The organism is Gemmatimonadaceae bacterium, assembly GCA_020851035.1.
In the GTDB taxonomy this organism is placed as follows: Bacteria; Gemmatimonadota; Gemmatimonadetes; order Gemmatimonadales; family Gemmatimonadaceae; genus JACMLX01.
On sequence record JADZDM010000014.1, the window covers coordinates 58,014 to 80,154 of the forward strand.

General features: G+C 69.6%; 15 protein-coding genes and 1 pseudogene. 9 read left to right on the forward strand and 7 right to left on the reverse strand.

Annotated features, from left to right (window positions below; genetic code table 11):
- Position 1 precedes the first annotated feature (1 nt).
- From IT355_10910 to IT355_10940, 7 genes are all read left to right on the forward strand, one after another.
- The gene (locus IT355_10910) at positions 2-1,369 is read left to right on the forward strand and encodes a hypothetical protein (GenBank protein MCC7053768.1); all 1,368 of its coding nucleotides are present in this window, start codon (positions 2-4) and stop codon (positions 1,367-1,369) included.
- 63 nt (positions 1,370-1,432) lie between these two features.
- A complete protein-coding gene (locus IT355_10915; GenBank protein ID MCC7053769.1) occupies positions 1,433-2,974 on the forward strand; it encodes a methionine--tRNA ligase in 1,542 nt (513 codons plus the stop codon).
- A 321-nt stretch (positions 2,975-3,295) separates the two neighbouring features.
- Positions 3,296-5,077, forward strand: coding sequence for a hypothetical protein (locus IT355_10920; GenBank protein MCC7053770.1), 1,782 nt, complete (start codon positions 3,296-3,298; stop codon positions 5,075-5,077).
- Complete coding sequence (locus IT355_10925) at positions 5,077-5,619, forward strand: prepilin-type N-terminal cleavage/methylation domain-containing protein (protein MCC7053771.1); 543 nt, start codon at positions 5,077-5,079, stop codon at positions 5,617-5,619. Before IT355_10920 ends, IT355_10925 begins: the two co-directional genes overlap by 1 nt.
- Positions 5,620-5,639: 20 nt before the next feature.
- Positions 5,640-6,056, forward strand: coding sequence for a hypothetical protein (locus IT355_10930; protein MCC7053772.1), 417 nt, complete (start codon positions 5,640-5,642; stop codon positions 6,054-6,056).
- Positions 6,053-7,012: a prepilin-type N-terminal cleavage/methylation domain-containing protein gene (locus IT355_10935; protein ID MCC7053773.1), complete on the forward strand. Its 960-nt coding sequence runs from the start codon at positions 6,053-6,055 to the stop codon at positions 7,010-7,012. The genes IT355_10930 and IT355_10935 overlap by 4 nt, the downstream gene beginning before the upstream one ends.
- A gap of 73 nt (positions 7,013-7,085) precedes the next feature.
- Entirely contained in the window at positions 7,086-7,658 is a 573-nt protein-coding gene (locus IT355_10940) for a TIGR00730 family Rossman fold protein (GenBank protein ID MCC7053774.1), read from the forward strand.
- Between the two features lie 111 nt (positions 7,659-7,769).
- Here IT355_10940 and IT355_10945 read toward each other — a convergent pair whose 3' ends face one another.
- Both IT355_10945 and IT355_10950 read right to left on the reverse strand, forming a co-directional pair.
- A complete protein-coding gene (locus IT355_10945; GenBank protein MCC7053775.1) occupies positions 7,770-9,329 on the reverse strand; it encodes a hypothetical protein in 1,560 nt (519 codons plus the stop codon).
- 29 nt (positions 9,330-9,358) lie between these two features.
- Positions 9,359-12,418: a SusC/RagA family TonB-linked outer membrane protein gene (locus IT355_10950; protein MCC7053776.1), complete on the reverse strand. Its 3,060-nt coding sequence runs from the start codon at positions 12,416-12,418 to the stop codon at positions 9,359-9,361.
- Positions 12,419-12,774: 356 nt separating this feature from the next.
- On the opposite strand from IT355_10950, the gene IT355_10955 reads away from it, so the two are divergent.
- Positions 12,775-13,611 carry a carboxypeptidase regulatory-like domain-containing protein gene (locus tag IT355_10955; GenBank protein ID MCC7053777.1) on the forward strand — a complete coding sequence of 279 codons (837 nt, stop codon included), beginning with the start codon at positions 12,775-12,777 and terminating at the stop codon, positions 13,609-13,611.
- Positions 13,612-13,626: 15 nt separating this feature from the next.
- Here IT355_10955 and IT355_10960 read toward each other — a convergent pair whose 3' ends face one another.
- Positions 13,627-17,346, reverse strand: coding sequence for a VCBS repeat-containing protein (locus tag IT355_10960; protein ID MCC7053778.1), 3,720 nt, complete (start codon positions 17,344-17,346; stop codon positions 13,627-13,629).
- Entirely contained in the window at positions 17,343-18,803 is a 1,461-nt protein-coding gene (locus IT355_10965; protein MCC7053779.1) for a vanadium-dependent haloperoxidase, read from the reverse strand. The genes IT355_10960 and IT355_10965 overlap by 4 nt, the downstream gene beginning before the upstream one ends.
- 92 nt (positions 18,804-18,895) lie before the next feature.
- On the opposite strand from IT355_10965, the pseudogene IT355_10970 reads away from it, so the two are divergent.
- A pseudogene (locus tag IT355_10970) lies at positions 18,896-19,573 on the forward strand (thioredoxin domain-containing protein).
- A 111-nt stretch (positions 19,574-19,684) separates the two neighbouring features.
- Here IT355_10970 and IT355_10975 read toward each other — a convergent pair.
- The 3 genes from IT355_10975 to IT355_10985 form a co-directional block, all read right to left on the reverse strand.
- The gene (locus tag IT355_10975; GenBank protein MCC7053780.1) at positions 19,685-20,350 is read right to left on the reverse strand and encodes a LemA family protein; all 666 of its coding nucleotides are present in this window, start codon (positions 20,348-20,350) and stop codon (positions 19,685-19,687) included.
- A gap of 87 nt (positions 20,351-20,437) precedes the next feature.
- A complete protein-coding gene (locus IT355_10980; GenBank protein ID MCC7053781.1) occupies positions 20,438-21,211 on the reverse strand; it encodes a hypothetical protein in 774 nt (257 codons plus the stop codon).
- Complete coding sequence (locus tag IT355_10985) at positions 21,208-22,029, reverse strand: TPM domain-containing protein (GenBank protein MCC7053782.1); 822 nt, start codon at positions 22,027-22,029, stop codon at positions 21,208-21,210. The genes IT355_10980 and IT355_10985 overlap by 4 nt, the downstream gene beginning before the upstream one ends.
- Positions 22,030-22,141: the final 112 nt, after the last annotated feature.

Genomic DNA, 22,141 nt, shown 5'->3' on the forward strand with positions numbered 1-22,141 from the left:
GATGTCGGACCTGATCGAGGTTGCCTTCAAGGGCAACCGGAAGGAGTTCTTCCGCTGGGAAGACGTCGTCCCGCCGCCGGGCCCGCCGACGCAGGTGATCGTCGAGGGTGACCGCGGCGAGGACCTGGGACAGGTGCACGCCATCGGCGAGCTCGCCGAGCAGCGCTTCGCCGGCGTCGCACACGGTGCCGCACTCGGCGTGGCGGCACGCCGTGTCGTGCGACTCGCGAACCGCGACGACATCCGGCGCGCCACCGCCCTCGTCGAGGAGAACGAAGCCACCCGCCGCGCGGCCACCCAGCAGGTGCGCGCCCTCGGCCTGCAGATGAAGGTCACCGACGCCGAATGGCAGTGGGACCACCGCAAGCTCACGCTCTACTTCACCGCCGAGAAGCGCGTCGACTTCCGCACCCTCGTGCGGGACCTCGCCAGCACCTTCAAGGCACGCATCGAGCTGAAGCAGATCGGCGTGCGCGACGAGGCCAAGCGGCTCGATGGCATCGGCCGCTGCGGGCGCCAGTACTGCTCCGCGTCGTGGCTGCCCGACCTGCGGCCCGTGAACCTCGGCGTGGCCAAGGACCAGAAGCTGTCCCTGAATCCCACGCAGATCAGCGGCGCCTGCGGACGCCTCATGTGCTGCCTGCGCTACGAGCACGAGTTCTACGTGCAGAGCCGCAAGCGATTCCCGAAGGAGGGGAAGGTCATCGCGACGGCGAAGGGCGAGGAGAAGGTCATCCTCAACGACATCTTCCACGATCGCGTCACGCTGCGCGCTGCCGACGGCGAGACCCGAATCCTCACGCTCCTCGAACTGCGCCGCGAGACGTCGGCGTGGACGCCGGGCGTGACCGACGAGTTCAGCGTGGCCGACGCGCGCGAGGCCGCGGAGGAGGGAGTGCTTCCCCTCGACGATGCGCCGCGCGCGACCCCGGAGCGCACGCGGTTGCCAGCCCAGGATCGCACGCTGCCCGTGCTCCCCGCCACACCGCGCGGCAGTGCGACGGTCGCACCCGTGACGCCGGCGCCGGCCGGGCCGGATGACGCTACGCCCGCACGTCCCGCCGTCACGGCGACGCCGGTGAAGGCGGAGGCCGCCGTGCCGGCTCCGGACGCCGAGGCCATCCGGACGCCGACGTCTCCCCCCGGTACTGCGGTTGCGCCGGTGATGATGGGCGCCTCCGGCACCGACGACGCCGGTGATGACGACGAGGACGGTGACGATCCCGACGCGGACGAAACGGAGAGCCCCTCGGCAGATGGAACCCCTGCCGGCGACGCCCCGCGGCGCCGGCGCCGGCGCGGCCGCCGCGGCGGACGCCGTGGGCGTGGCAACCGTCCCGCCGGCGGTGACGAGACTCAGCCGCAGTAGCTTGCCCTGACGCGCGCAGCGGTCGCGGCGCCGTGCACCAACCCGTCCACATCCGGATCCACCGTGTCGCGCTTCTACATCACCACCGCCATCGACTACGCGAATGGTGACCCGCACATCGGGCACGCCTTCGAGAAGATCGGTGCCGACGCCATCGCGCGCGCGCATCGTGCGCTCGGCCACGATGTGCACTTCATGATCGGGATGGACGAGCACGGCCAGAAGGTGGCGCAGACCGCCGCCGCCGCCGGCGTCTCGGAACAGGCCTTCGTGGACGACATCGCCAGCCGGTTCGCCGGGATGTGGACCACCCTCCAGGTCTCGAACGACCAGTTCATCCGCACCACCTCGCCGGAGCACGAGGCCGGCGTTCAGGCGCTGATCTCCCGGATCTTCGAGCGGTCGCCCGATGCGTTCTACGAGAAGAGCTATGCGGGCTGGTACTGCGTGGGGTGCGAGGCCTTCAAGACCGACACCGAGATCGTCGACGGACAGTGCGTGCTGCACCCCACCCGCAAGCTCGAGTGGGTCGAGGAGCGCAACTGGTTCTTCCGCCTCTCGGCGTACGCCGACCGGCTCCGCGCCCTGATCCAGGGCAACCCGGCGTTCGTGCAACCGTCCAGCCGGCGCAACGAGATCCTCGGGTTGCTCGACTCGGGACTCGAGGACGTGTCCGCGAGCCGCGCCCGCAGCGGGTGGGCCGTGCCGTTCCCGCGCCCCACCAGCGATGGCCAGGCACAGGGCACGTACGTGTGGTTCGATGCGCTGCCCAACTACCTCACCGGAACCGGCTTCCCGCACCAGCCGGGTTGGGAGACGCGCTGGCCGGCGCAGGTCCACGTCATCGGCAAGGACATCACCCGGTTCCACGCGGTCATCTGGCCCGCCATGCTGATGGCGGCAGAGATCGCGCTGCCGGAGCGCGTCTGGGGCCACGGCTTCGTGCTCCTCGGCGGAGAGCGGTTCAGCAAGAGCGCCGGCGTGAAGCTCGACCTGCGCGAGGCGATCGACCGCTTCGGCGCCGACGCATTCCGGTACTTCCTGCTCCGCGAGATCCCCTTCGACGGAGACGGCAGCTTCTCGTGGGAGCGGTTCGGTGAGCGCTACAACGCCGACCTCGCGAACGCCTTCGGCAACCTCGCCAGTCGCGTCACGTCGATGATCGAGAAGTACAACGACGGCGTGATTCCACCGGCGGTGCCCGACACGCTCGACGAGCAGGACCTCGCCGACCTGGCCGACGCCGCCGCCGCGATCGACGGGTCGCGCGGCTACATGATCCATGACAGCCTGGCGGCGATCTGGCGCACCGTGGCACGCGCCAACGAACACGTGCAGCTGCACCAGCCCTGGGCGCTGGCGAAGTCCCCCGACACGCGCGAGGCGCTCCTGCAGGTGCTCGGATCGCTCGGGCGTGCACTGGCGCGACAGGCTGTGGCCATCGCCCCGTTCATGCCGGCCAAGGCGCAGGCGCTTTGGGAATCGCTCGGCGCTCCCGGCAGTGTGCACGGGGTTTCATGGCCCACACGTGCCGCGGTGGACGCTGCCGGCTGGCGGGTGACGAAGGGCGCCGCGCTCTTCCCGCGCGAGGAAGCCGCGAAATAGTCGCGGCATGGGCCCTGCCGCAGATCGCCCGAACTGCCGCGAAACGCTCCGCATCCCACGGGCGATCGGCAGCCACATCCCGCGATCAAGCCATTGCAGGGCAATGACTTGCAGTGACCTGCGCGGCGTGGCGCGCCCCCTGCCATGTTGTCGGGCACGGCACGGCAAGAGCCTGTGACACCAGCACTGGAGCAGCACTACCAGTCACCGCAGTGACTTCTTCGACCGACCCGTGGCATGACCACACCCAGAGTCAGACTCGGCTGTTACCAGTGTCCCACGTCCATCGTCCACTGGTCGGGCCTGCCTCTGGAGTGTGGTATGTCGCGTTTCGCTCCGAACCACTCACGGTTGGACGAACCCGCTCGATCAAAATCCCTGCGCCGCGGCTTCGCGCTCGAGTCCACGCTCCTCCTGATCGTGCTCTTCGGGGCGCTCATCGGCGTCGCCACGACTGCCATCGCGGTCTATTCGCGCACGGCCGGCGTCGAGGTGCGCGCCGCCCGCGTGCAGTACGCTGCCGAGGGCGCAGGTGACCAGCTGATGGCCCAGCTCGACGCCGCGATGGCCGACGGCGTCGTCAGCCCCGCCGACATCACCAGCCTCACCACCCCGACCCTCCCGGGGTTCACGTTCACGCAGAGCACGTCGTACGTCGGCGGAGCCGCGATGCGGATCATCACGCGTGGCGCCTTCAGCGGCCTGTATGCGCTGGAGCAGCCGATGAAGGTGTCCGTCACCGCCGACGATGCCGGCGGCAACCGCGCCGCCATCGAACTCGGTGTCCTGGTGCAGGCCGTGCCGGTGTTCCAGTTCGGCGTGTTCGCGGAGCGCGACCTCGAGATCACCAACGGCCCGCCGATGACGTTCGTGGGCTGGGTGCACTCCAACCGCAACATCTACCTCAGCTCCGCCAACGCCGACTACATGAGCCAGGTCACGGCGGCCGACAGCGTGTTCTGGATGCGCAAGGACACGGTCTCGCGCTTGCCGGGTGTGCGGATTGCCAACGCCTCCGGCACGCTGATGCCGCTCGACTTCGACAGCCGCAGCCATCCTGGTGCGGCGTTCGTCGCGCAGAGCAACACGGTGTTCGATGGGCGCCTGATGAGCGGCGAGAGTGGCGTGCGACGACTGCAGCTTCCGTTGCCCACCGGAATGGACCCGATCGAGCTGATTCGCCCTGCGCTGGTGGGAGACACCCCGGAAGTGCGCGGCGTGCGGATGGCCAACAAGGCGGATCTTCGCATCGTGGTGAACCTTGCCGCGCCGCTCACGAACGTGTGTACCGAGGCGACGTTCGTCCGCACCGGCGGCCGTGCCGCGCTCGCAGGCGCATGCCCGGGCATCCTGCAGTTCGCGCGCGATGCCTTCTACGATGGCCGCGAGATGCGGTCGCCCGACGTGCTGGAGCTCGATGTCGCGGCGCTGCGGGCGTGGGTGAACGCCAACGTCAGCAGTCGCCAGGTGAACGTGCTCTACGTCGAGTTCCAGAATCGCGACACCCTCGTCGCCGGCCGCGACTACCCGGCCCTGCGCCTGAAGAACGGCTGGGAACTCCCCGCCGCCGCGCCGGGTGAGGTCGGGGGCATGACCGTCTCGACCAACAGCGCCCTCTACGTGCAGGGTGACTACAACACGACCAACTGGAAGCCGGCCTCGCTGCTCGGCGACGTGGCGACCTTCCTGTCGAATGCATGGGCCGACGACTCGTCGGCGGTCTTCCCGCGGCCGCGCACCTTCGCAGCCACGACGGTGTACGCGGCCCTGCTCGCCGGGAACTCCGAGACGCCGTGTGATGCCATGAACTGCGGCACCCAGCCCTACGGTGGCGGCTTCGAGAACTTCCCGCGCTTCCTCGAGGACTGGGGTGGCAGCACCGGTGGTACGCAGTTCCAGTACCGCGGATCGCTGGTGGCGCTCTTCACCAGCCGCCAGTCGTCGAGACCGTGGGGCCACGGACTGAACATGGGATTCGGCTACTACAACCCTCCGTCGCGCGACTGGGCCTTCGAGACCCGCTTCAGCGACCCGCAGTTCCTGCCCCCCGGCACGCCGAGTCTCGGCGCCGTGGTGCAGGTCTCCTACCGCAGTGTGTTCTGATGACTCGTCGTGGCACGTCGATGGTCGAGCTGCTCGTGGTCCTCGCCATCCTCGCGGTGATGACCACGATCGCCGTGCCCAAGCTCCGGATCTCCACGCGTGCCACGGTCGAGCAGAATGCCCGCGTGCTGGCACAGGACCTGGACCTCGCGCGCACCCGCGCCTACGGTGCACGCGCCCGCGTGCGCACCGTGATCAACGACACGATCTGGCAGTTCTACCTCGACCAGAACCGAGACAGCACCTTCGCGGAGTCGGCCACCGAGCAGACGGCGTTCGGCACGCACTATCGCCGCACACTCGAGAAGGGCGTGATCATGAGCCGCGGCCTCGCGACGCGGCTGCCGAACGACCCGGATGCCACCGCGCCAACCGGCGTGCGGCGCCTCACGTTCACCGCCCGGGGCATCACGGAACCGATGGGCACGGCGATGTTCATCTACCTCACACATGCGCAGGACGCCGGATCGGTGTACGCCATCGAGATCAACCCCGCCGCCAACGTGCGCGTCTGGCGCTGGCTCAACGGTGGCTGGCAGTGACGTCCGACCCCGTCGAGCATATGCCGGCCCTCCCGACGCCGGACGCAGGCCAGCGCCGCGGCTTCGCGCTGCTCTCGATCATGGTCGCGGTCGTGCTGCTGGCGACGGCCGTGATGGCGATCGGCGCCGCCAACACCACCCGCCTCAGGTCGCAGACGATCTCCACCACGCGGACCGCGGCACTCAGCCTGGCCCGCGACCACCTCGAGGCGGTGCGCGCCCGGGATCCGTGGTCCGTGGCCAGCGAGGCACCCCAGGCCGTGGATGCCACCGGCGCCCCGGTCACGGGGGGGGAGTTCACCCGGGAACTCGTGGTCACCGTCGTGCAGGACAACCTCCTGATGCTCGAGGTGATCATCACCCCGCGCCGCGGCACGGCCCCGGTGCGGCTGATCACGAATCTCTTCCGCGGCGCCAGGATCGCGCCGGGGGCATGATGCCCGACCAGACTCCCATCCGCCGCGGCAACCGGCGCGCCGGCTTCACGCTCATCGAGCTCCTCATCGCGATGGTGCTCGGCCTGGTCGTGCTCACCATCTCGGCCAACTTCGCCTCTGCCACGCTGCGATCCAGCCGCGCGACCGACATGCGCGACGGCCTCAATCGCGACGCCCGCTTCGTCGGCCTGTCGGTCGCACGCGACGTGCAGGATGCCGGCGTCTCGCTCCCGTCCACGAGCACATTCGGCGCCGTCGCCACGCGCGGCGACACCGTCGTCGCACTGTCGGTGCCGTACCTGCCCAACCAGGCCGAGGTCTACCGGATGGTCGTGCCGGTCGCCTCGATCGATCCCCTGCCGCCCGGCGGCACCTGCGGCGCCACCTGCATCGACCTCGTCGACCCGAACGTCGTGCCCTTCCAGCTCCGGGTTGGCGACCTCGCGCTCCTGCAGGTCCAGAACGTGCGCCGGCTGATCGTGCTCACCGCCGTCTCGACCCCGGTCGCGGGCCAGCGGCGGATCACCTGGTCCACCGCCGACTCGCTGTTCGTCTGGCCGGCGGGGCTCACCGGCGGGCTGCGGCTCACCCGCACCACCGTCGCCGTGCAGCGGCTGCAGGCCACCGGCTACTACCACAACACCCTCGCCAGCACCCTGATGCGCGCTGACGGGTTCACCACCACCGGCCAGCTCAATGCAGGCCCCGCCGCACGCGGCGTGCTGACCTTCAGCACCCGGCTCGCCTTCACCGATGGCAACGAGCGCATCGCCGCCGACGGATTCGACGCCGACACCCTGAACGACTACGACCGGATCATGTCGGTGGTCGTGCGGGCGCGCATGAAGATCGAGCGCACTGACCGCACCATCAACGGTGGCGCGGTGCTGTACCGGAACTACGAGTGGAAGGTCACGCCGCGGAACCTGCTCTTCGAGCGGAACCGGCTGCTCTGATCCACCGCGCGCGACACGGATCGAGCTGCTAGGATTGCCGGGTCGTCCGCACCCGGAACCTCCTCCAGACCGCATGTCAGCGCTGCCAGTGCCACTCCGTCGCGTCGCCGTCTTCTGTGGCTCCGCACCCGGCGCGGATCCTCGCTTCCTCGTCGGCGCACGCGCGCTCGGCGCGGAGCTCGCCAGCGCCGGCATCGGCGTCGTCTACGGTGGCGCCATGGTCGGCTGCATGGGTGCCGTGGCCGATGGTGCGCTCTCGGCGGGCGGTGAGGTGATCGGGGTCCTAACGCGCGGCCTCGAGCGGCGTGAGATCGCACATCGCGGCCTCACCCGCCTGGAGCTCGTGGACACGATGCATGAGCGCAAGGCCCGCATGGCGGCGCTGAGCGACGCCGTGATCGTGCTTCCCGGCGGCTACGGCACCCTCGACGAGTTGTTCGAGGCGCTCACCTGGTCGCAGCTCCGCATCGACCGGAAGCCCATCGGGCTCCTCGATGCCCACGGTTTCTGGGAACCGCTGCTGGCCATGCTCGATGCCGCCGTGGACGCCGGGTTCATTCATCCCGGGAATCGCGCGCTACTCGCCTCCGGCCGCTCCGCCACCGCGCTCCTGGCGCAGTTCGCCGCGGCGGATCCGGAGCGCTGATTCGTGCCCGGTGGTCCGCCGTCGCCGCTGCGTACGGCAGTGGCGCATGCAACGAGGGGGCCGGAGATGAATCTCCGGCCCCCTCGTCGTCATGCGGTCACACCTGCAGGATCACGGCGCAGCGGAACTCGCTGCGCCCGTGCCGCCCCAGGTGTACGTCGGCTGTCCGATCACGCCGAGTTCCTTGGCGGGAACCGGCATCTCGTGCGGCGTGCCGGCAATCAGGCCGTCGATACGCCGGCGCCAGTAGTACGGCGCTGCGCCGAGGCCCATCAGCTCCAGCTCGTTCTCGTATCCGAGCTTGTCGATCAGGCCTGCCACACCGTCGCTGACTGCCGCGGCGCTCAGGCCACCGCGCGTGACGCGGGTCTTGTTGATCAGCGGCACCGCGCCGGCCAGTGCACCGGTGCGGATGAGTGCCTCGGCCCACAGCAGGTCGTTCTGCGTCGCCGTCATGACCGGCGCCGGGCCATAGCCGGCCCAGATGCCCGACGGATCCTGCAGGCCGGTCAGGTCATACCGCATGAAGCCGATGTTCGACTGGTGGTACGAGCCGCGGCTCGGACGGAAGATGGCGTCACGGGAGTACACGAAGTCCGTGCCGCCCCGTGCCGTCTTCGGGATGGTGCCGAAGCCGTCCACGATCGACGCGTCACCGAACGAGCCGTCGCCCAGGCGCTTGTCAGCCGAGTTCGGCTGCGGGTTGCCGGTCTCGGGCCACGGGGTGGCCTGGGTGGCCGGATCCAGCAGGTTGGCCACGCGGGTGTGCACGCGACCGGTGCTGAAGTCGTCGAACCAGGTCAGGATCTGGTGGCAGAACGAGACGCAGCCGTCGCCGACGAACACGAAGTCGAAGGCCGTGCCCGACGACATGCCCTTCTGCGTGTAGCCCAGCACCGTCGCCCAGTTCACCGTGGCGTTCTCGGCGGCGTTGCGCGGGTAATAGGCCAGCGTGATCGCGGACATGGTGTTCGCGATCTGGGCGATCTGCACGTTCGTGTACGACACGCCGTTGGTCCAGCTCGACGGCGTCGTGAAGGCATTGGCCGTCGCGATCGTGGCGGCCGACTGCAGCTTCGCGATCGCGGCGTCCCGCATCTCCTTGCGGTTCGAGAACGCCAGCGTCGAGAGGTCCGTCGTCTCGTCGACGATGTACCCCTTGTCGTAGTTGAGCGCGATGTAGCTGAGCGTGGCGCCGAGCATGAGCTCGGCGACGGCCTCGGAGCGCTTCGTGTCGGCCACGTTGTTGATCACGGTGCCGGTCACGCGGATCGCCTTCAGCACGTCCACCGCCGACGAGACGGCGGAGTACATGCCCACCCACGGCACTTCCATGGAGGTGCGGCCGGCGGCGGCGTTGTCGTTCTGCCAGGGGCGCGTGAGGCGCTTGCCGTCGGCGTCGATGCTGGAATAGAAGTTCATGTTCCAGTTGTTCCACGACGCCGAGAACGACTGGGCCTGCGTGACCAGCACGCAGTTGCCCTCGCACCCGTCGTACGTGTTGAACCAGGTGCGCATGGTACCGCCCGCGACGGCCTCGAGGGCCGCCGGGTCGGCGAGCGCACGCTTGGCGTCCGGCTGGTTCGGGTTTTCGACATCCAGTGAGCCGCAGCCGGCAAGCGACAGGGTCGCCAGCACGCCCGCAGCACCCATGAATCGGGTCATCTTCATCGGGTATATCTCCAGTGTTGGCGAGAGGATCAGAAGCCGAGTTCGAGCATCATCGTGAACGTGCGGTACGCGGGATACGTGAAGTAGTCCACGCGGTAGCCGAACGGGCTGCCATCGCCGCCCGGGCCCGTCACGTCAGGATCGTAGCCCGAGTACTTCGTGTGCGTCCACAGGTTGCGGCCGACGATACCGACGCGGGCCGTCTCCAGGCCGCCCACGCGCAGCGAGCGCATGATCGACTTCGGGATCTGGTAGTTCAGGGCCAGCTCGCGCAGGCGGACGAAGCCACCGTCTTCCACGAACTTGCTGTTCGGGTCGAAGTTGTTGTAGAAGGCCTGGAAGAAGCCCTGCGGCTTCTTGACCGCCGCGTTGCGCTGGTCGAAGTCCGTGTCGCGCAGCTCGTTGTACGGCCACTGGCGGGTGTAGTTGTAGATCTGGCCGCCCTTCTGCCAGGTCACCACGCCGTTCATCGTGAAGCCCTTCCACTGCAGCGTGTTGCTGAAGCCCATCGTGAAGTCGGGGTTCACGTCGCCGATCGGGCGCAGCGCCACGCCGTTCGCATCGAAGTACTTGAGCGGGCGCTCTGCGGCCGTGCCGTACGCGCTCTTGGCGACGTAGTAGCCCAGCTCGTTCAGCTGGTAGTCCGAGGCCGTGCCCGTGAGGGTGCCGTTCGTGATGTTCGTCGCCAGCTGGTCCGCCGTGCGGATCCAGTCGGAGCCGTAGATCACGCCGAAGGTCTGGCCGGCGGCGACGCGGAAGATGCGCGTGTTGCCGTCGTTCGGGTCGGGGCCCACCAGGAAGTCGGCCACGTTCAGCTCGGTGATCTTCGAGCGCGTGCGGTCACCGGTGATGTTCAGGCGCCAGAAGAAATCCTTCTTCGAGGCCAGCACGGCGCCGAAGGCGAATTCGTGGGTGGCGCCGTCGAGCGTGGCGGCGTTCACCCAGGTGTTCTGGTAGCCCGTGCCCGACGAGGTCGGGACCTTCAGGATCTGGTCACGCGTGTTCTTCTTCGAGTAGCTGTACTCGAAGCTGTAATTCCGCAGGAAGTTGATGTTGAACCCGGCCTCGGTCTCCTGCGAGAAGGCCGGCTTCAGGTTCGGGTTGCCGAGCGTGACCTTCGACGGGCTGCCGCCGTCGATCGAGAACGTCTCGTACTGCGCATCGAACTGCGGGCGCAGGCCGGCGGTGCCGTAGGACACGCGCAGCTTGCCCTCGTCCACGCCCGGGATCTTGAAGTCCTCGGTGAAGCGCCAGGCGCCCGAGGCGCGGACATACGTGGCGCTGCGGTTCTCGGAGCCGAACAGCGACGAGGCGTCGCGCCGCACGAGACCGTCGATCACGTAGCGATCCTTGATGTCGAACGTCGTGATCGCGAAGTAGTTCTGGTTGCGGATCGTCTGCGACTCGGACGTCGGGACGTTCGGGGCATTCAGGTCACCCTTCGCCGCCGCGCCGAACTCGGTCACGCCGCCCACCGTCAGCTTGTTCGCCTCGACGCGCAGGAAGTTCACCGCCTGGTCCTCGTAGACCGTCGCCAGCTTGGTCGTGTTCGTCAACCAGCCGAACGTCTTCGTGGCCGTCAGCGTCGCGCCGGTGTTGAAGGCGCGGTTCCCGGTGTAGCGCTGGCTCAGGTAGCCCTGGCCCGTGCCACCGATCGAGTTCAGGAAGCCGATCGGGATCAGGTTCTTGTTGTTCCGCGTGCTCTGGTCGTAGTTGAAGTTGCCTTCCGCCGTCAGCCACTCGAACGGCCGGTAGCTCACCTTGGCCGTGCCGGTGAAGCGGTTGCGGTCTTCGGAGATCGTCTGGTTGGCCAGGCGGTACAGCGGGTTCGACAGGTTGCCCGACGAGGGGGGCTGGCGGATGGCGGCCAGGTACGGCGTGCCGTCCGCGTTGTTCGCCGTGATGTCGATGTTCGGCTCCAGGAACCGGACGCCGAAGAACAGGCTGCCCTCGTTCGTCTGGTCGTTCGTGGACCGGCCGTAGAACATGCCGGTCGACAGGTTGATCTTCTCCGTGATCGCCTGGTCCACGTTGATGCGGAAGTTCTGGCGGCTGTAGCCCTTGAGCAGGGTCAGCACGCCCGTCTCCTGCGTGTTCTGCACCGAGGCGTTGAAGTTCGTGCCGCCCTTGCGCTGGCCGATCGAGATGTAGTTCGTCATCGTCGCGCCGGGCTTGAACACGGCCCCGAGCGCGTCGTACACGACCGGATAGCTGTTGTCCGAGATGTCGTCCGGCTCGGAGATGCGCTGGCCGTTGTCATCGAGCTTGAAGCCGCGCGACAGGCCGGTGGTGTTCGACGGGTCGAGCTGGAACGCCGTCGAGGTGTTCAGGCCGACCTTCTTCGGCAGGTAGCTCTGGCCGTACTCGTTGCGGAACTGGAAGTTCACCTGGCCTTCGGACAGGTTCGCGCCGCGCTTGGTGAAGATCTGGATCACGCCGTTCGCCGCATCGGAGCCGTAGAGCGAGCTCGCGGCCGCGCCCTTGATCACCTCGACGTGGTCGATGTCCTGCGAGTTGATGTCCGCCAGGCCGAGACGGGTGATGGTGCCGTCCACGATGATCAGCGGGTTCTGGCTGCCCGTCAGCGACGTGGCCGAGCGGAGCCGGATCGCCGGCTCACCACCGGGCGAGCCACTCACGGCCGTCACGCTGGCACCAGCCACGCGGCCGGCCAGGCTGCCCACCGGCGAGATCGCCGGCACTTCCTTGATCGCGGTGTTGTCCACCACCGCCACGGCAAAGGCCGTCTTCTTCTGGCTCGTCGCGTCCGACACGCCCGTCACGACCACCTGGTCGAGGTTGAGCACGTCACGCTCGAGGTCGAAGTCGCGGTCCACGCGACCCGGCGCGATGGCAATCGCCACCCGCTTCGGCTTGTAGCCGATGTAGCGCACCACGAAGTTCAGCGTCCGGCCACGGTAGCGCGTTGCATCGATGGTGAAGCTGTACCGACCATCGGCCGACGTGTTGGAACCGACACCGATCTCGGGAATGCCGACACTGGCGCCGCCGATCGGCTGCCCCTGCGTCGTCACCCGTCCCGCAAATACGGCCGCCTGCGCCGCCGCGACTTGTGCCCCTGCGGTCATTGCCGCAATCGCTGCGGCAAACCTCAGGGACTTGTTGAACAAGACACCGGCCATTGGGGTACCTCTTGGGATGGAGGAGTGGACCGCGACTGCAACCACGACGTGAACTGCGGCGGCACGGAGAAGCGACATGTCGGCCTCGCCCCTGTGGACCAGGGGTGAAACCGGCACGCCGGATCGCGCGTATACCGTTCCTGTGCGGCCGGCCAGCTTCAGCCGGGCAACGCTTCGTTACCAGTATCATCCCGAATTCACGCGGGGGCAATGGCGCGTCCGCTCGAGTTTTTGCGGCCGGGCTCGCTTGACGCTCCCCCCCGCGCTTGACCCCTCCGCGCGCGCCGGCCACGTTCCACCGCGTGACGCCCCTCGTCCCCCGCCTCCTGCTGGCGACTGTGCTGGTCGCCCTCTCCCCGCCTGTCACGGCGTGGGCGCAGGCGCGCAACGCCCGGCTCTCCGGCGCTGTCGTCGACAAGTCCAGCGGCTCGCCCCTGCCTGGCGCCACGGTCGTCGTCCTGGGCGACGGCCGCATCAAGACCACCGACTCGACCGGGGTGTTCCTCTTCGATCGCCTCCCCTCCGGCATCGCCCGCTTCCTCGTCCGCCACCCCGCGTTCCCGGCCGGCGCGCTCATCGTCGCCCTCGCCCCGGGCGAGATCATGGCGCACAACGTCGAGCTCGATTCGACCTCGGTCGAGGCGCAGCGACAGGCACGGCGCGACGCAGCAGCCCAGGCCGCTGCGCAGGCGCCAGCCACCCGCGCCGCCAACGGACAGGTCCTGGCCCCGGTGCTGGTCGAAGCCGAACGGTCCCGCGGCCCACGCTTCGCCAACTTCGAGCGGCGCCAGAAAACCGGGTCCGGACAGTACCTCGTGCGCGAGCAGATCGAACAGGGCGGCTTCTCCACCCTGCAGGACATCGCCCGCAGCCTGCGAGGCGTGAACGTGGAATGTTCAGGCGGCCCGAACGGGTGCCAGATCCGCATGGTCCGCGCCCCGATGCGATGCTTCCCCGAATACGTCGTCGATGACAACCTCGACAACGTCTTCGGGCCACTCGTCTCGGTGCGCGACATCGAGGCGATGGAGGTCTACACCGGCCCCGCCGACGTGCCGGGTGAGTACGCGGGCCGCAACGCCGGCTGCGGCGTGATCGTGATCTGGACCCGCTCCGGCCCGCCGCGCAAGAAGAAGTAGCCGCCGCTCGACCGGCTACCGGCGTCGGACCACCACCTCGCGCTGGTCCGACGCCACCGGCTCCACCTGCTCACGGCCATCCGGCCACCGCACCCAGACCCCGGTCATCCGGGTGGTCCGTGCGAGCACCTGCGCCGCGGCGTCCATCGACCAGTAGCCGCTGCCGGCGCGCAGCACCCGCACCGGCCCGCGCCGCGTCCCCGACACCACCGCCACCTGCGCCCCGATCGCGAGCGGGTTCGACGGCAGACCCTCCAGCCGCACCCGCACCCCAGGCGTCGCCCGGGCGTTGCGCCACAGTGTCATCGGCCCGCCGTTCTGCGACACGGCCAGGTCCACGCGCCCGTCGCCATCGTAGTCGGCGGCCGCCGCGCCACGCTGGTCACCCGGCACCGAGATGCCGCTCTGCTGCACCGTCTGCGCACGAAAGCTCCCCGCGCCATCGCCAAGCAGGAGCAGGCCGACGCCGGCGTCGAAGCGCATGGTGTTGATCTCGGTGGGATGGAAGTTCTGCGCGAGAAACAGGTCCTCCGCCCCGTCACCATCGAAGTCCGCCACCACGCTGCCGAACGACGGCGCCAGCTGCGCGGCGGTCGGCAGGGGACGCGCCTCGAAATGGTCGCCGCGATTGAGCAGCAGCACGTGGTCGAACGTGGTGGCCCCCACCCGCACCGCCTGCGCCGCCGCCGGCCCCAGCACGGTTTCCACGTCCGCCGCCGCGAACTCGGCGAACGTCGCGAACGTCGCCTTCACCGACGGCAGCGCCGCCCCGATGCGCGCGAAGCCGTCCAGCGGCATCTCGCGCTGCGTCCGCGCGTCGCGCTGCGCGAAGAGCAGGCCGAGGCGGTCGCCGTCCATGCGGGCCACGAACAGCGCATACGGCGCCGCCTCGCTCGCCTTCCACGGCACGTTGCGGCCCCAGCTCGTGGCGACGAGGTCGAGCTTGCCGTCCCCGTCGAAGTCGCCGGCGTTGACACCGTTCCAGCGGCTCGAGCGCGTGCGCAGCCCCATCGCCTCGGTCACGTCGCGGAAGGTGCCGTTGTCGTTGTGCAACACGCGCACCGGCCCGAACTCCACCGCCAGCACCAGCTCCGGCTTCGCGTCGCCATCCAGGTCCGCGAACAGTGCCGATGACACGAGGCCGAGCGCCGACATCGCCCGCGCGTTGGCCGGGTCGTCGGTGAAGGTGCCATCCGGTTGGCCAAGCAGGAGGCGGGAGCGCGCGGGGAGCGGCCAGAGGCCCGGAATGACCCGCGCCCCGACGAACAGGTCCGGCACGCCATCGCCGTTCACGTCGGCCATCGCCAGCGGCCCGATGCTGGCGGCATCACCGGCCACCGCCGGCACCGGCGCCCCGATGCGCGAGCCGGCGGCGAAGGTCAGCACCGCTGGCATCGCCCGCGCGGCGGCGGTGTCGGGTGCCTCGTAGCTGGACTGGCCGGCGAGCAGCGCGCTGGTGCCACCCGCCGTGGTGTGGGGCAGCACGGTGGTGAGGTCGGCCAGTTGCACGCCGCCGCCCACCGCCATCGGCACGAAGCGCGCACCGTCGTTGCGCAGCACCTGGAGCGCGCCGCCGCGTCCACTGCCGAAGACGAGGTCCACGCGGCCGTCACGATCGACGTCGATCCAGCTCACGCCGGGCCCGAGCTGGCTGAAGCGGTTGGGCAGCAGCGGCTGGCGCTTGAAGTCGGCGTAGAGCGAGTCGACGTGCGCGGCGCCGCCAAGCAGCGGTGTCGCGTCGGCGAACAGGGCGGGTCGCGCACGGTCACCGGATGGCGCCGGGACAATTCGTGCACTGTCACCGAATTGCGTGAGGGACGGCTCCGCGATCTCGTAGAGGCGGTCGGGACGGATGCCCTGGATGCGGCTCTCCCGGCCGCTCCGCCAGCGCACGTGGATCGAGAGCGCGGTATCCCGCGCGGCGAAGGTGAGCTGGGCGTCGCTCCCCGAGAGGTAGTAGCCGCCCGCCGTCATCTCGCGCGACTGCACGGGGCCGGTGGCACCCGTGACGGTCACCACCGCACCGATGCCCTGCGTGTTGGCGCCCTGCCCCTTCAGCCGCACTGACACGCGCGGTGCCGCCGTGCGGTTGCGGTACACCACGCTGGGCGCGTCCAGGCGCGTCACCACCATGTCCAGCGCGCCGTCGCCATCCAGGTCACCGAGGGCGATTCCCTGTGAGATGGCCTCGTCGGTGCCGAAGTCCCAGGCCGCACTCGCATCGGTGAACTGGAGGTCTCCGCCGTTGCGGAACGCGATGCTGTGCGTGGCCAGGCGCGGGAACTCCTTCGACTCGCGGTTCCACGGCACGCGCGGGAAGCTGTTGCGGATGCGGTCGTACGGATCGGCCTCGCGCACGTCGTAGCGGTGGCCGTTCACCGTCAGCAGGTCCTCGAAGCCGTCGAGGTCCACGTCGAGGAAGGCCGAGCCCCAGGTCCAGTCGGTGGCCGTCACGCCGGCGAAGTCGGCAACCTGCGCGAAGGTGCCGTCACCGCGCGCGAGCTGCAGCATGTTGCGCATCCACTGCGTGCGCTCGGGCGACAGCCCCACCGGCTTCTGCTGCGGCGTGTGCGTCGGCACCTGGCGCTGCTGTGCCGCGAGCGTCGGTGCCAGCATGTCGCTCGTGAAGATGTCGACGAGCCCGTCGCGGTTCACGTCGGCGAAGTCCACCGACATGCAGGTGTTGCTGGTGGCGCGCAGCGCCATCGTCGGTGCCAGCCGGAAGTTGCCGCGACCGTCGTTGAGCCAGAACTGGTCGGGGTCCTCCAGGTCGTTGCAGACGTAGAGGTCGGGCGCGCCGTCGCCGTTCACGTCGTAAAAGCGGGCGGCGAGCCCGAAGTAGTCGGGCTCCGTCGCCAGCGGACGGCCCGCCTCGTCGCGGAAGCGGTCGCCCTGCACCGGCGTGCGCGTGAAGTGCCCCGTCCCGTCGTTGAGGAAGAACAGGTCGGGTTCCGCCCGCTGCGACCGCAGGAACCCACCGAGGTCAGGGCGCTTCTCGACGCGGTACTCCTTCACCCACGCATCGACCACCACCACCGAATCACCCACCTTCCGCAGCACCTGGTCGAACGCGCGCTGCTGCGGCGTGTAGGCGTCGAGCGCGTTGCGCACCTTGTATGTGGTGACGTACAGGTCGAGCGAGCCGTTGCCGTCCACGTCGGCGAGGGTCATGGTGGAGGCGTTGTAGCCGCCCGTGAGCCCGCTTCCCGCAGTCGCATTCGTGAAGTGCCCACGGCCATCGTTGGTGAACAGCAGCACCGGGCCGCCGAAGGTGCCGGCGATCAGGTCGAGGTCGCGGTCACCATCCACGTCGGCCAGCACCACGCTGGTGGTCTGCACACCGGTGAAATCCAGGCCGCTGGCTTTCGTCACGTCGGTGAACCGGAAGTCGCCATCGTTGTGGTACAGCGCGGCCGGTGCTTCCTCCGACGCCAGCACCACATCCGGCCGCGCGTCGCCATCCACGTCGCCCAGTGCCACGCCCGCACCGTCCAGCAGGCCGCGGTTGTCCAGGCCGCGCGTCTCGTCGATGTCGTTGCGATGGGTGAGCCCGGTGCGCGATGCCGTCAGCAATTCGAAGCCGGCGTCACCGCGGCGGGGCACGGCCAGTGCGCGCCAGCGATGGCCGGCGGCCTCGTGCCAGCTCGTGTCCACGGCCGGCGCACCGCTGCATCCCGCCACCACGGCGGCCGCGGCGACCACCGCCGCCGCGCGCCACGCCCGCAACGGGTTCATGGCGCGCGTCTGGTCTGCAGCGCGTTGACCTTCCGGCCGATGCACTGCCCCTGCACCATCCCGTCCACCACGGCGGGCAGGTAGTGCACGCCGGCATACACGCGCGAGATGGCGACCTCGGCGCGCGCGGCGGAGAAGGTCGCGAACCGGCGCGGCGGCTGGCCGATGTCCACCTGCGTCGAGTCGATGTACGGAATCGTGTCACCGAGCAGCCGGATCAGCACGTCCACCGCGGCACCCGACTGCACCGAGTGTCCCGACGTGTACTCCGGGAAGGGCGGCGTGGGGATCACGGTCTGGTACGAGGGGTCGAGCACGCGCCGCACCCACACCTCGGGACGCACCACGTTCGACCGGTACTTCTCGCGCCAGCATCCGATGAAGGCATCGGCGATCGCGATCGACGTGAGCGCGTAGAGTTCCGCCGCAGCGTCGGCGCCCAGCTGCCGCCGCGCGACCATCAGGTTCGCGACGCTGATCCAGTGGAAGCCCGGCGTGCCCGTGGCCACCGGATTGTCGGCCCAGAACAGCGCCACCTGCTTCTGGTCCGGCGTGAGGGCCTTCACGCTGTCGTGGAACTGCTCACCCATCGTCCGGAACGCCGACCCCGGCGCCTCCGAATACGGCGGCAGCGGCGGCGGCGCGCACTCGTCACCCGACGTGAGCACGAACGGGCGCAGCACGCCCCAGTACGGCTCCGTCGGCTTCATCGGGTTGAAGGTCGGCAGCGTGGTCGGGCCATCGGCGCGCGGACGGTTGGTGAACGTGCCCTTGTCGGTCGCCGTCTCGACGTCCTCGCGCACGTTCGGGTTGTCGAGCAACACCACGTCGGACTGGTTCGAGAGCGTCTGCGGGACGAACTGCGCCACCGTCGACGTGTTCATCCACTCCTCGCGCCGGCCGGACGGCTTCCAGGCGCGGCCCCGCGTGGCGAAGAAGCTGTCCCGCGCGGCCCAGTCGAGGATCGCAGCACCGATCGCGCGCCCATGTGCCAGCGAGCGTGCGCTGTCCGCCGCGCTCACACCGGCCCGCACCCGCGCCGCGACCTGCGCCGCCGCCAGCGAATCGATCGTGCGACGCGTGCCCGGCAGTCCGTCGCGGAAGAGCGAGTCCATCACCACCCGCTCCGCTTCCGCTGCCGCGATCGGCCCATCCACTGCGTCGCCGGCGGGGAGCGCCGCGAAGCCGTTGAGCTGCCCGGACAACGAGCGAAGCCTGGACTGCGGATCCGCCGCGTAGCCCTCGTAGAGTGCGATCGATGCGTAGGCGGAGATCCGCGACGCCACCGGCGGTCCCAGTCGTTCGCTGCGGACGAAGGCCAGCGAGGTGCGCATCCACTGTGACACGAACTGCGGATCCACCGCCGGGCGCGCCTTCGTGCACCCGGCACCGACGGTGAGCAGCAGGATCACGCCGACGTGCCGCAGGATCGGCGCACCACGATGGATGGCAGGCATTGGGAGTGGCTCCAGGAAGACGGTCTCGCCCCGATTCTGAACGGTAGACTATTCCCGTTGGCTTGGACAGGCACGGCGGGTTAGCCTTCCGTATGCATCGCACCACGTCCACGATCCGGCCCATCCGGGCGCTGCTGCTGCTCGCGTTGCTCACCGGCTGTGAAGGGTCGCCACGCAGCGCCGCCGCCGATGTCCCCGGCACCGATGTCAGGCAGATCCCGGAGTACCGCAAGGCGATCGTCCCCGACCTGATGATGCAGGCCGCCGATGCCGGCCGCGTGCTCGGTGACCGCAGCGCACCGGTCCGCCTGATGGTCGTGAGTGACTACCAGTGCGCCGAGTGCCGCACGTGGGCGGACTCGGTGTTGCCGGTGCTCCGGGCGGCGTACATCGATTCCGGGCGGGCACGCCTGACCTGGGTGCACTACCCGCTGCGCTCGCACCCGAACGCGGTGCGGGCCGCCAGTGCCGCGCTCTGCGCCAGCGCCCAGGGCCGCTTCTGGGAGGCCGGGGCACGGCTCTTCGCGCAGCAGGCGCTGTGGGGCGGCACCAAGGACGCGAACGTCGTGATCGACTCGCTCGTCGCCACCCCCGGCATCGATGCGTTCGCCCTCCACAACTGCATCGACAGCGGCCGGATGCTGCGCCAGATCCGCGGTGACATCGACTGGGCCGACACGGCACGCGCCGGCGCGCCGCTGACGGTGGTGCTGGGCACCCGGCGCATCCCGGCATCCGCCGGACTGCCGGTCCTGCGCGCCGCGATCGATTCCGCGCTCGGCCGGCGCGGAGCACCGGATACGCCAACGACGAAGGGCCAGCTCCGGTGCACTGGAGCTGGCCCTTCGTCGTCGTGCCGGGGCGCCGTCAGGCCGGGCGCGTCACGGCGTGGCCGGTGCCGGTGTGGCCGGCGGTGCCGCCGCCGGGGCCGGCGTGGCCGATGGCGCGGTGAAGTCCACCGTCGGTGCCTCGCGCTTCGCGGCATCCGTCACCTCGAAGTACTCGCGCGGCTTGCTGCCGAGCACCTTCGCCGTCATCACCGCGGGAAACTTGCGGATGTACGCGTTGTACTCGTTCACCGCGTTGTTGTAGTCCGTGCGGCTCACGGCAATGCGGTTCTCGGTGCCGGTGAGCTCATCCTGCAGCCTCAGGAACTGGGCATCGCTCCGCAGCTGCGGGTAGCTGGTGACCAGCGTCATCATCGGCAGGACGGCGCGCGACAGGGCGTCGTTGGCCTGCGCCAGCTCGGCCGGGTTGGCGCCGCCCGGGCGCGCCAGCGCGCCCGTGAGGCCGCGCTGGGCCTGCGCCACGGCGATGAAGATGCTCGACTCCTGCGCCGCGAAGCCCTTCACCGTGGCCACCAGGTTCGGGATCAGGTCGGCGCGGCGCTGGAGCTGCACCTCGATCTCCTTCTGCGACTTCGCCGCCGACTCATCGAGCGACTGGATCGTGTTGTAGCCGCAGGCGCCGAGCGCCAACGGCAGGAGCATCACCGCGCGTCGCAGCCATCGCGTCCGTGCGCTGCGCACTGGGTCGGGTCGAGCCATCGTCAAGTCACGCATCGTTTCGCTCTCTCGAAGATCTGAAGTGAACGGCGCTGCCTGACGCAGCACCGGGGACCGCGACGGCCGACGCTAGACCGCGGCGGACGCCGACCGCGTGGACCCACCCACGCGGTTCAGGTACGCCACCAGGCGCCCCATCGCATCCAGCACGCCAAGCAGGACCGGCGTCACATCCGTCAAAGGAATCTGCACGTCGGTACGCGCATGCTGCACCAGCCGATCGAATGGCCGGGCATCGAACCCGGCCAGCGCCGCGACGTCGCGGCTGAGCTGCCGGTAGTCCATCGCGGGTGGCTGGCCTGCCACCCGCGACACCCCCCGGAACAGCACCATCAGCGTGGACAGCCCGTTCACCAGCATCTGCAACTGGTGCCGCTGGTTGTCCCCCACCGCCATCACCGCCCGGCGCAGCTGGAGCAGCTTGCCCATCGCCTCCCGCTCCACGTGCAGTCGCAGGTCCTCGGCGTCCACCGCAACGCCGGCGAACGGCGGATCCCCCACCAGCACCTGGTGGCGGTGCAGGATGTCCGCGTACTCCATCGCGAAGATGTCCGCGCTCGAGCGCCACTCGTCCAGCGTGAGCAGCAGCGGCGGCGGGTTGCCGGCCGCCGTCCACTTCTGCACCGCCGCCGCCTTCCGGATCAGCAGGTCCAGCGGCAGCGCATCGACGATCACGAGCAGGTTCGTGTCGGACTGGTGCGGGAGCACCTCTCCCGCCACCGCCGACCCGAACTTCAGCACCACCCGCAGCGTGTCACCGAAGACACGCTCGAGCTCGGTGACGAGTTCGCCGATCGCGATCGAACTCGCCTCCTCCGTGGCCTGCATCACTGAAGTCGTCACCAGCTCGATCCTCCGCCGCCGCCGCTGAAACCGCCACCCCCGCCGAACCCGCCGAATCCGCCACCTCCTCCACCACCGCCGCCGCCCCAGCCACCACCGCTGCCCCAGCCGCCGCCACCGATGTTCGGCAGGACGACCGGGATGAACCCGCCACCCCCGCCACCGCCACGCCCGCCGCGCCCGCCGCGACCCGCGCTCGACAGGAGGAAGATGATCACCATGATGATCAGGAACACCACCAGCGGACTGACCTGGATCTCCGGCGCCTGTTGCACACGGCGCCGCGGCACCAGCGTCGTGTCGAGCGCGAACCCGAACTCCGCGGCATAGTGCTGCGCCACCCGCACCGTCACCAGCGACAGCCCGCGGGCGTAGTCCTGCTCGCGGAAGTACGGCACCGCCTCCCGGCAGATCTCGCCCGACATCCCGTCGGTGATGAAGCCTTCACTGCCCTGCCCGACCTCGATCCGGCAGGCGCCGCGACCGCTCGTGTTCGTCTCCTTCGGCACGAGCAGGATCACCACGCCGGCATTCCGTGCCCGTGACCCCACGGCGTCGTTCGCGCCGACCTTCCAGGTCCGGGCGATCTCCAGCGCCACGTCGGCCGCCTCACGGTTGCCGAGATCCGCCATCGTCACGACCGCGATCTCGCCGCCGCTCTTGGCCTTCACGTCCTCGGCGATGCGCGTCAGCAGCGTGACGCGATCGGCAGGCAGGATGCCCGCGAAGTCGTTGACGTACCCCACCGGGGTCGCCGGGATCGCCACGCCCTGGAACAGGGCAAACACGCCGGCGACCAGCGCCGAGAGAAAGTGCATCGACTGGGTTTGAGGTGACGCTGAATAATACGCCGCAGTCGCCGGGAAGTGTCAGGCGCGCGGGATCCGCCACGCGGCACCGGTGCCGTCGGAGCGCCCGCCGGCAGTAACT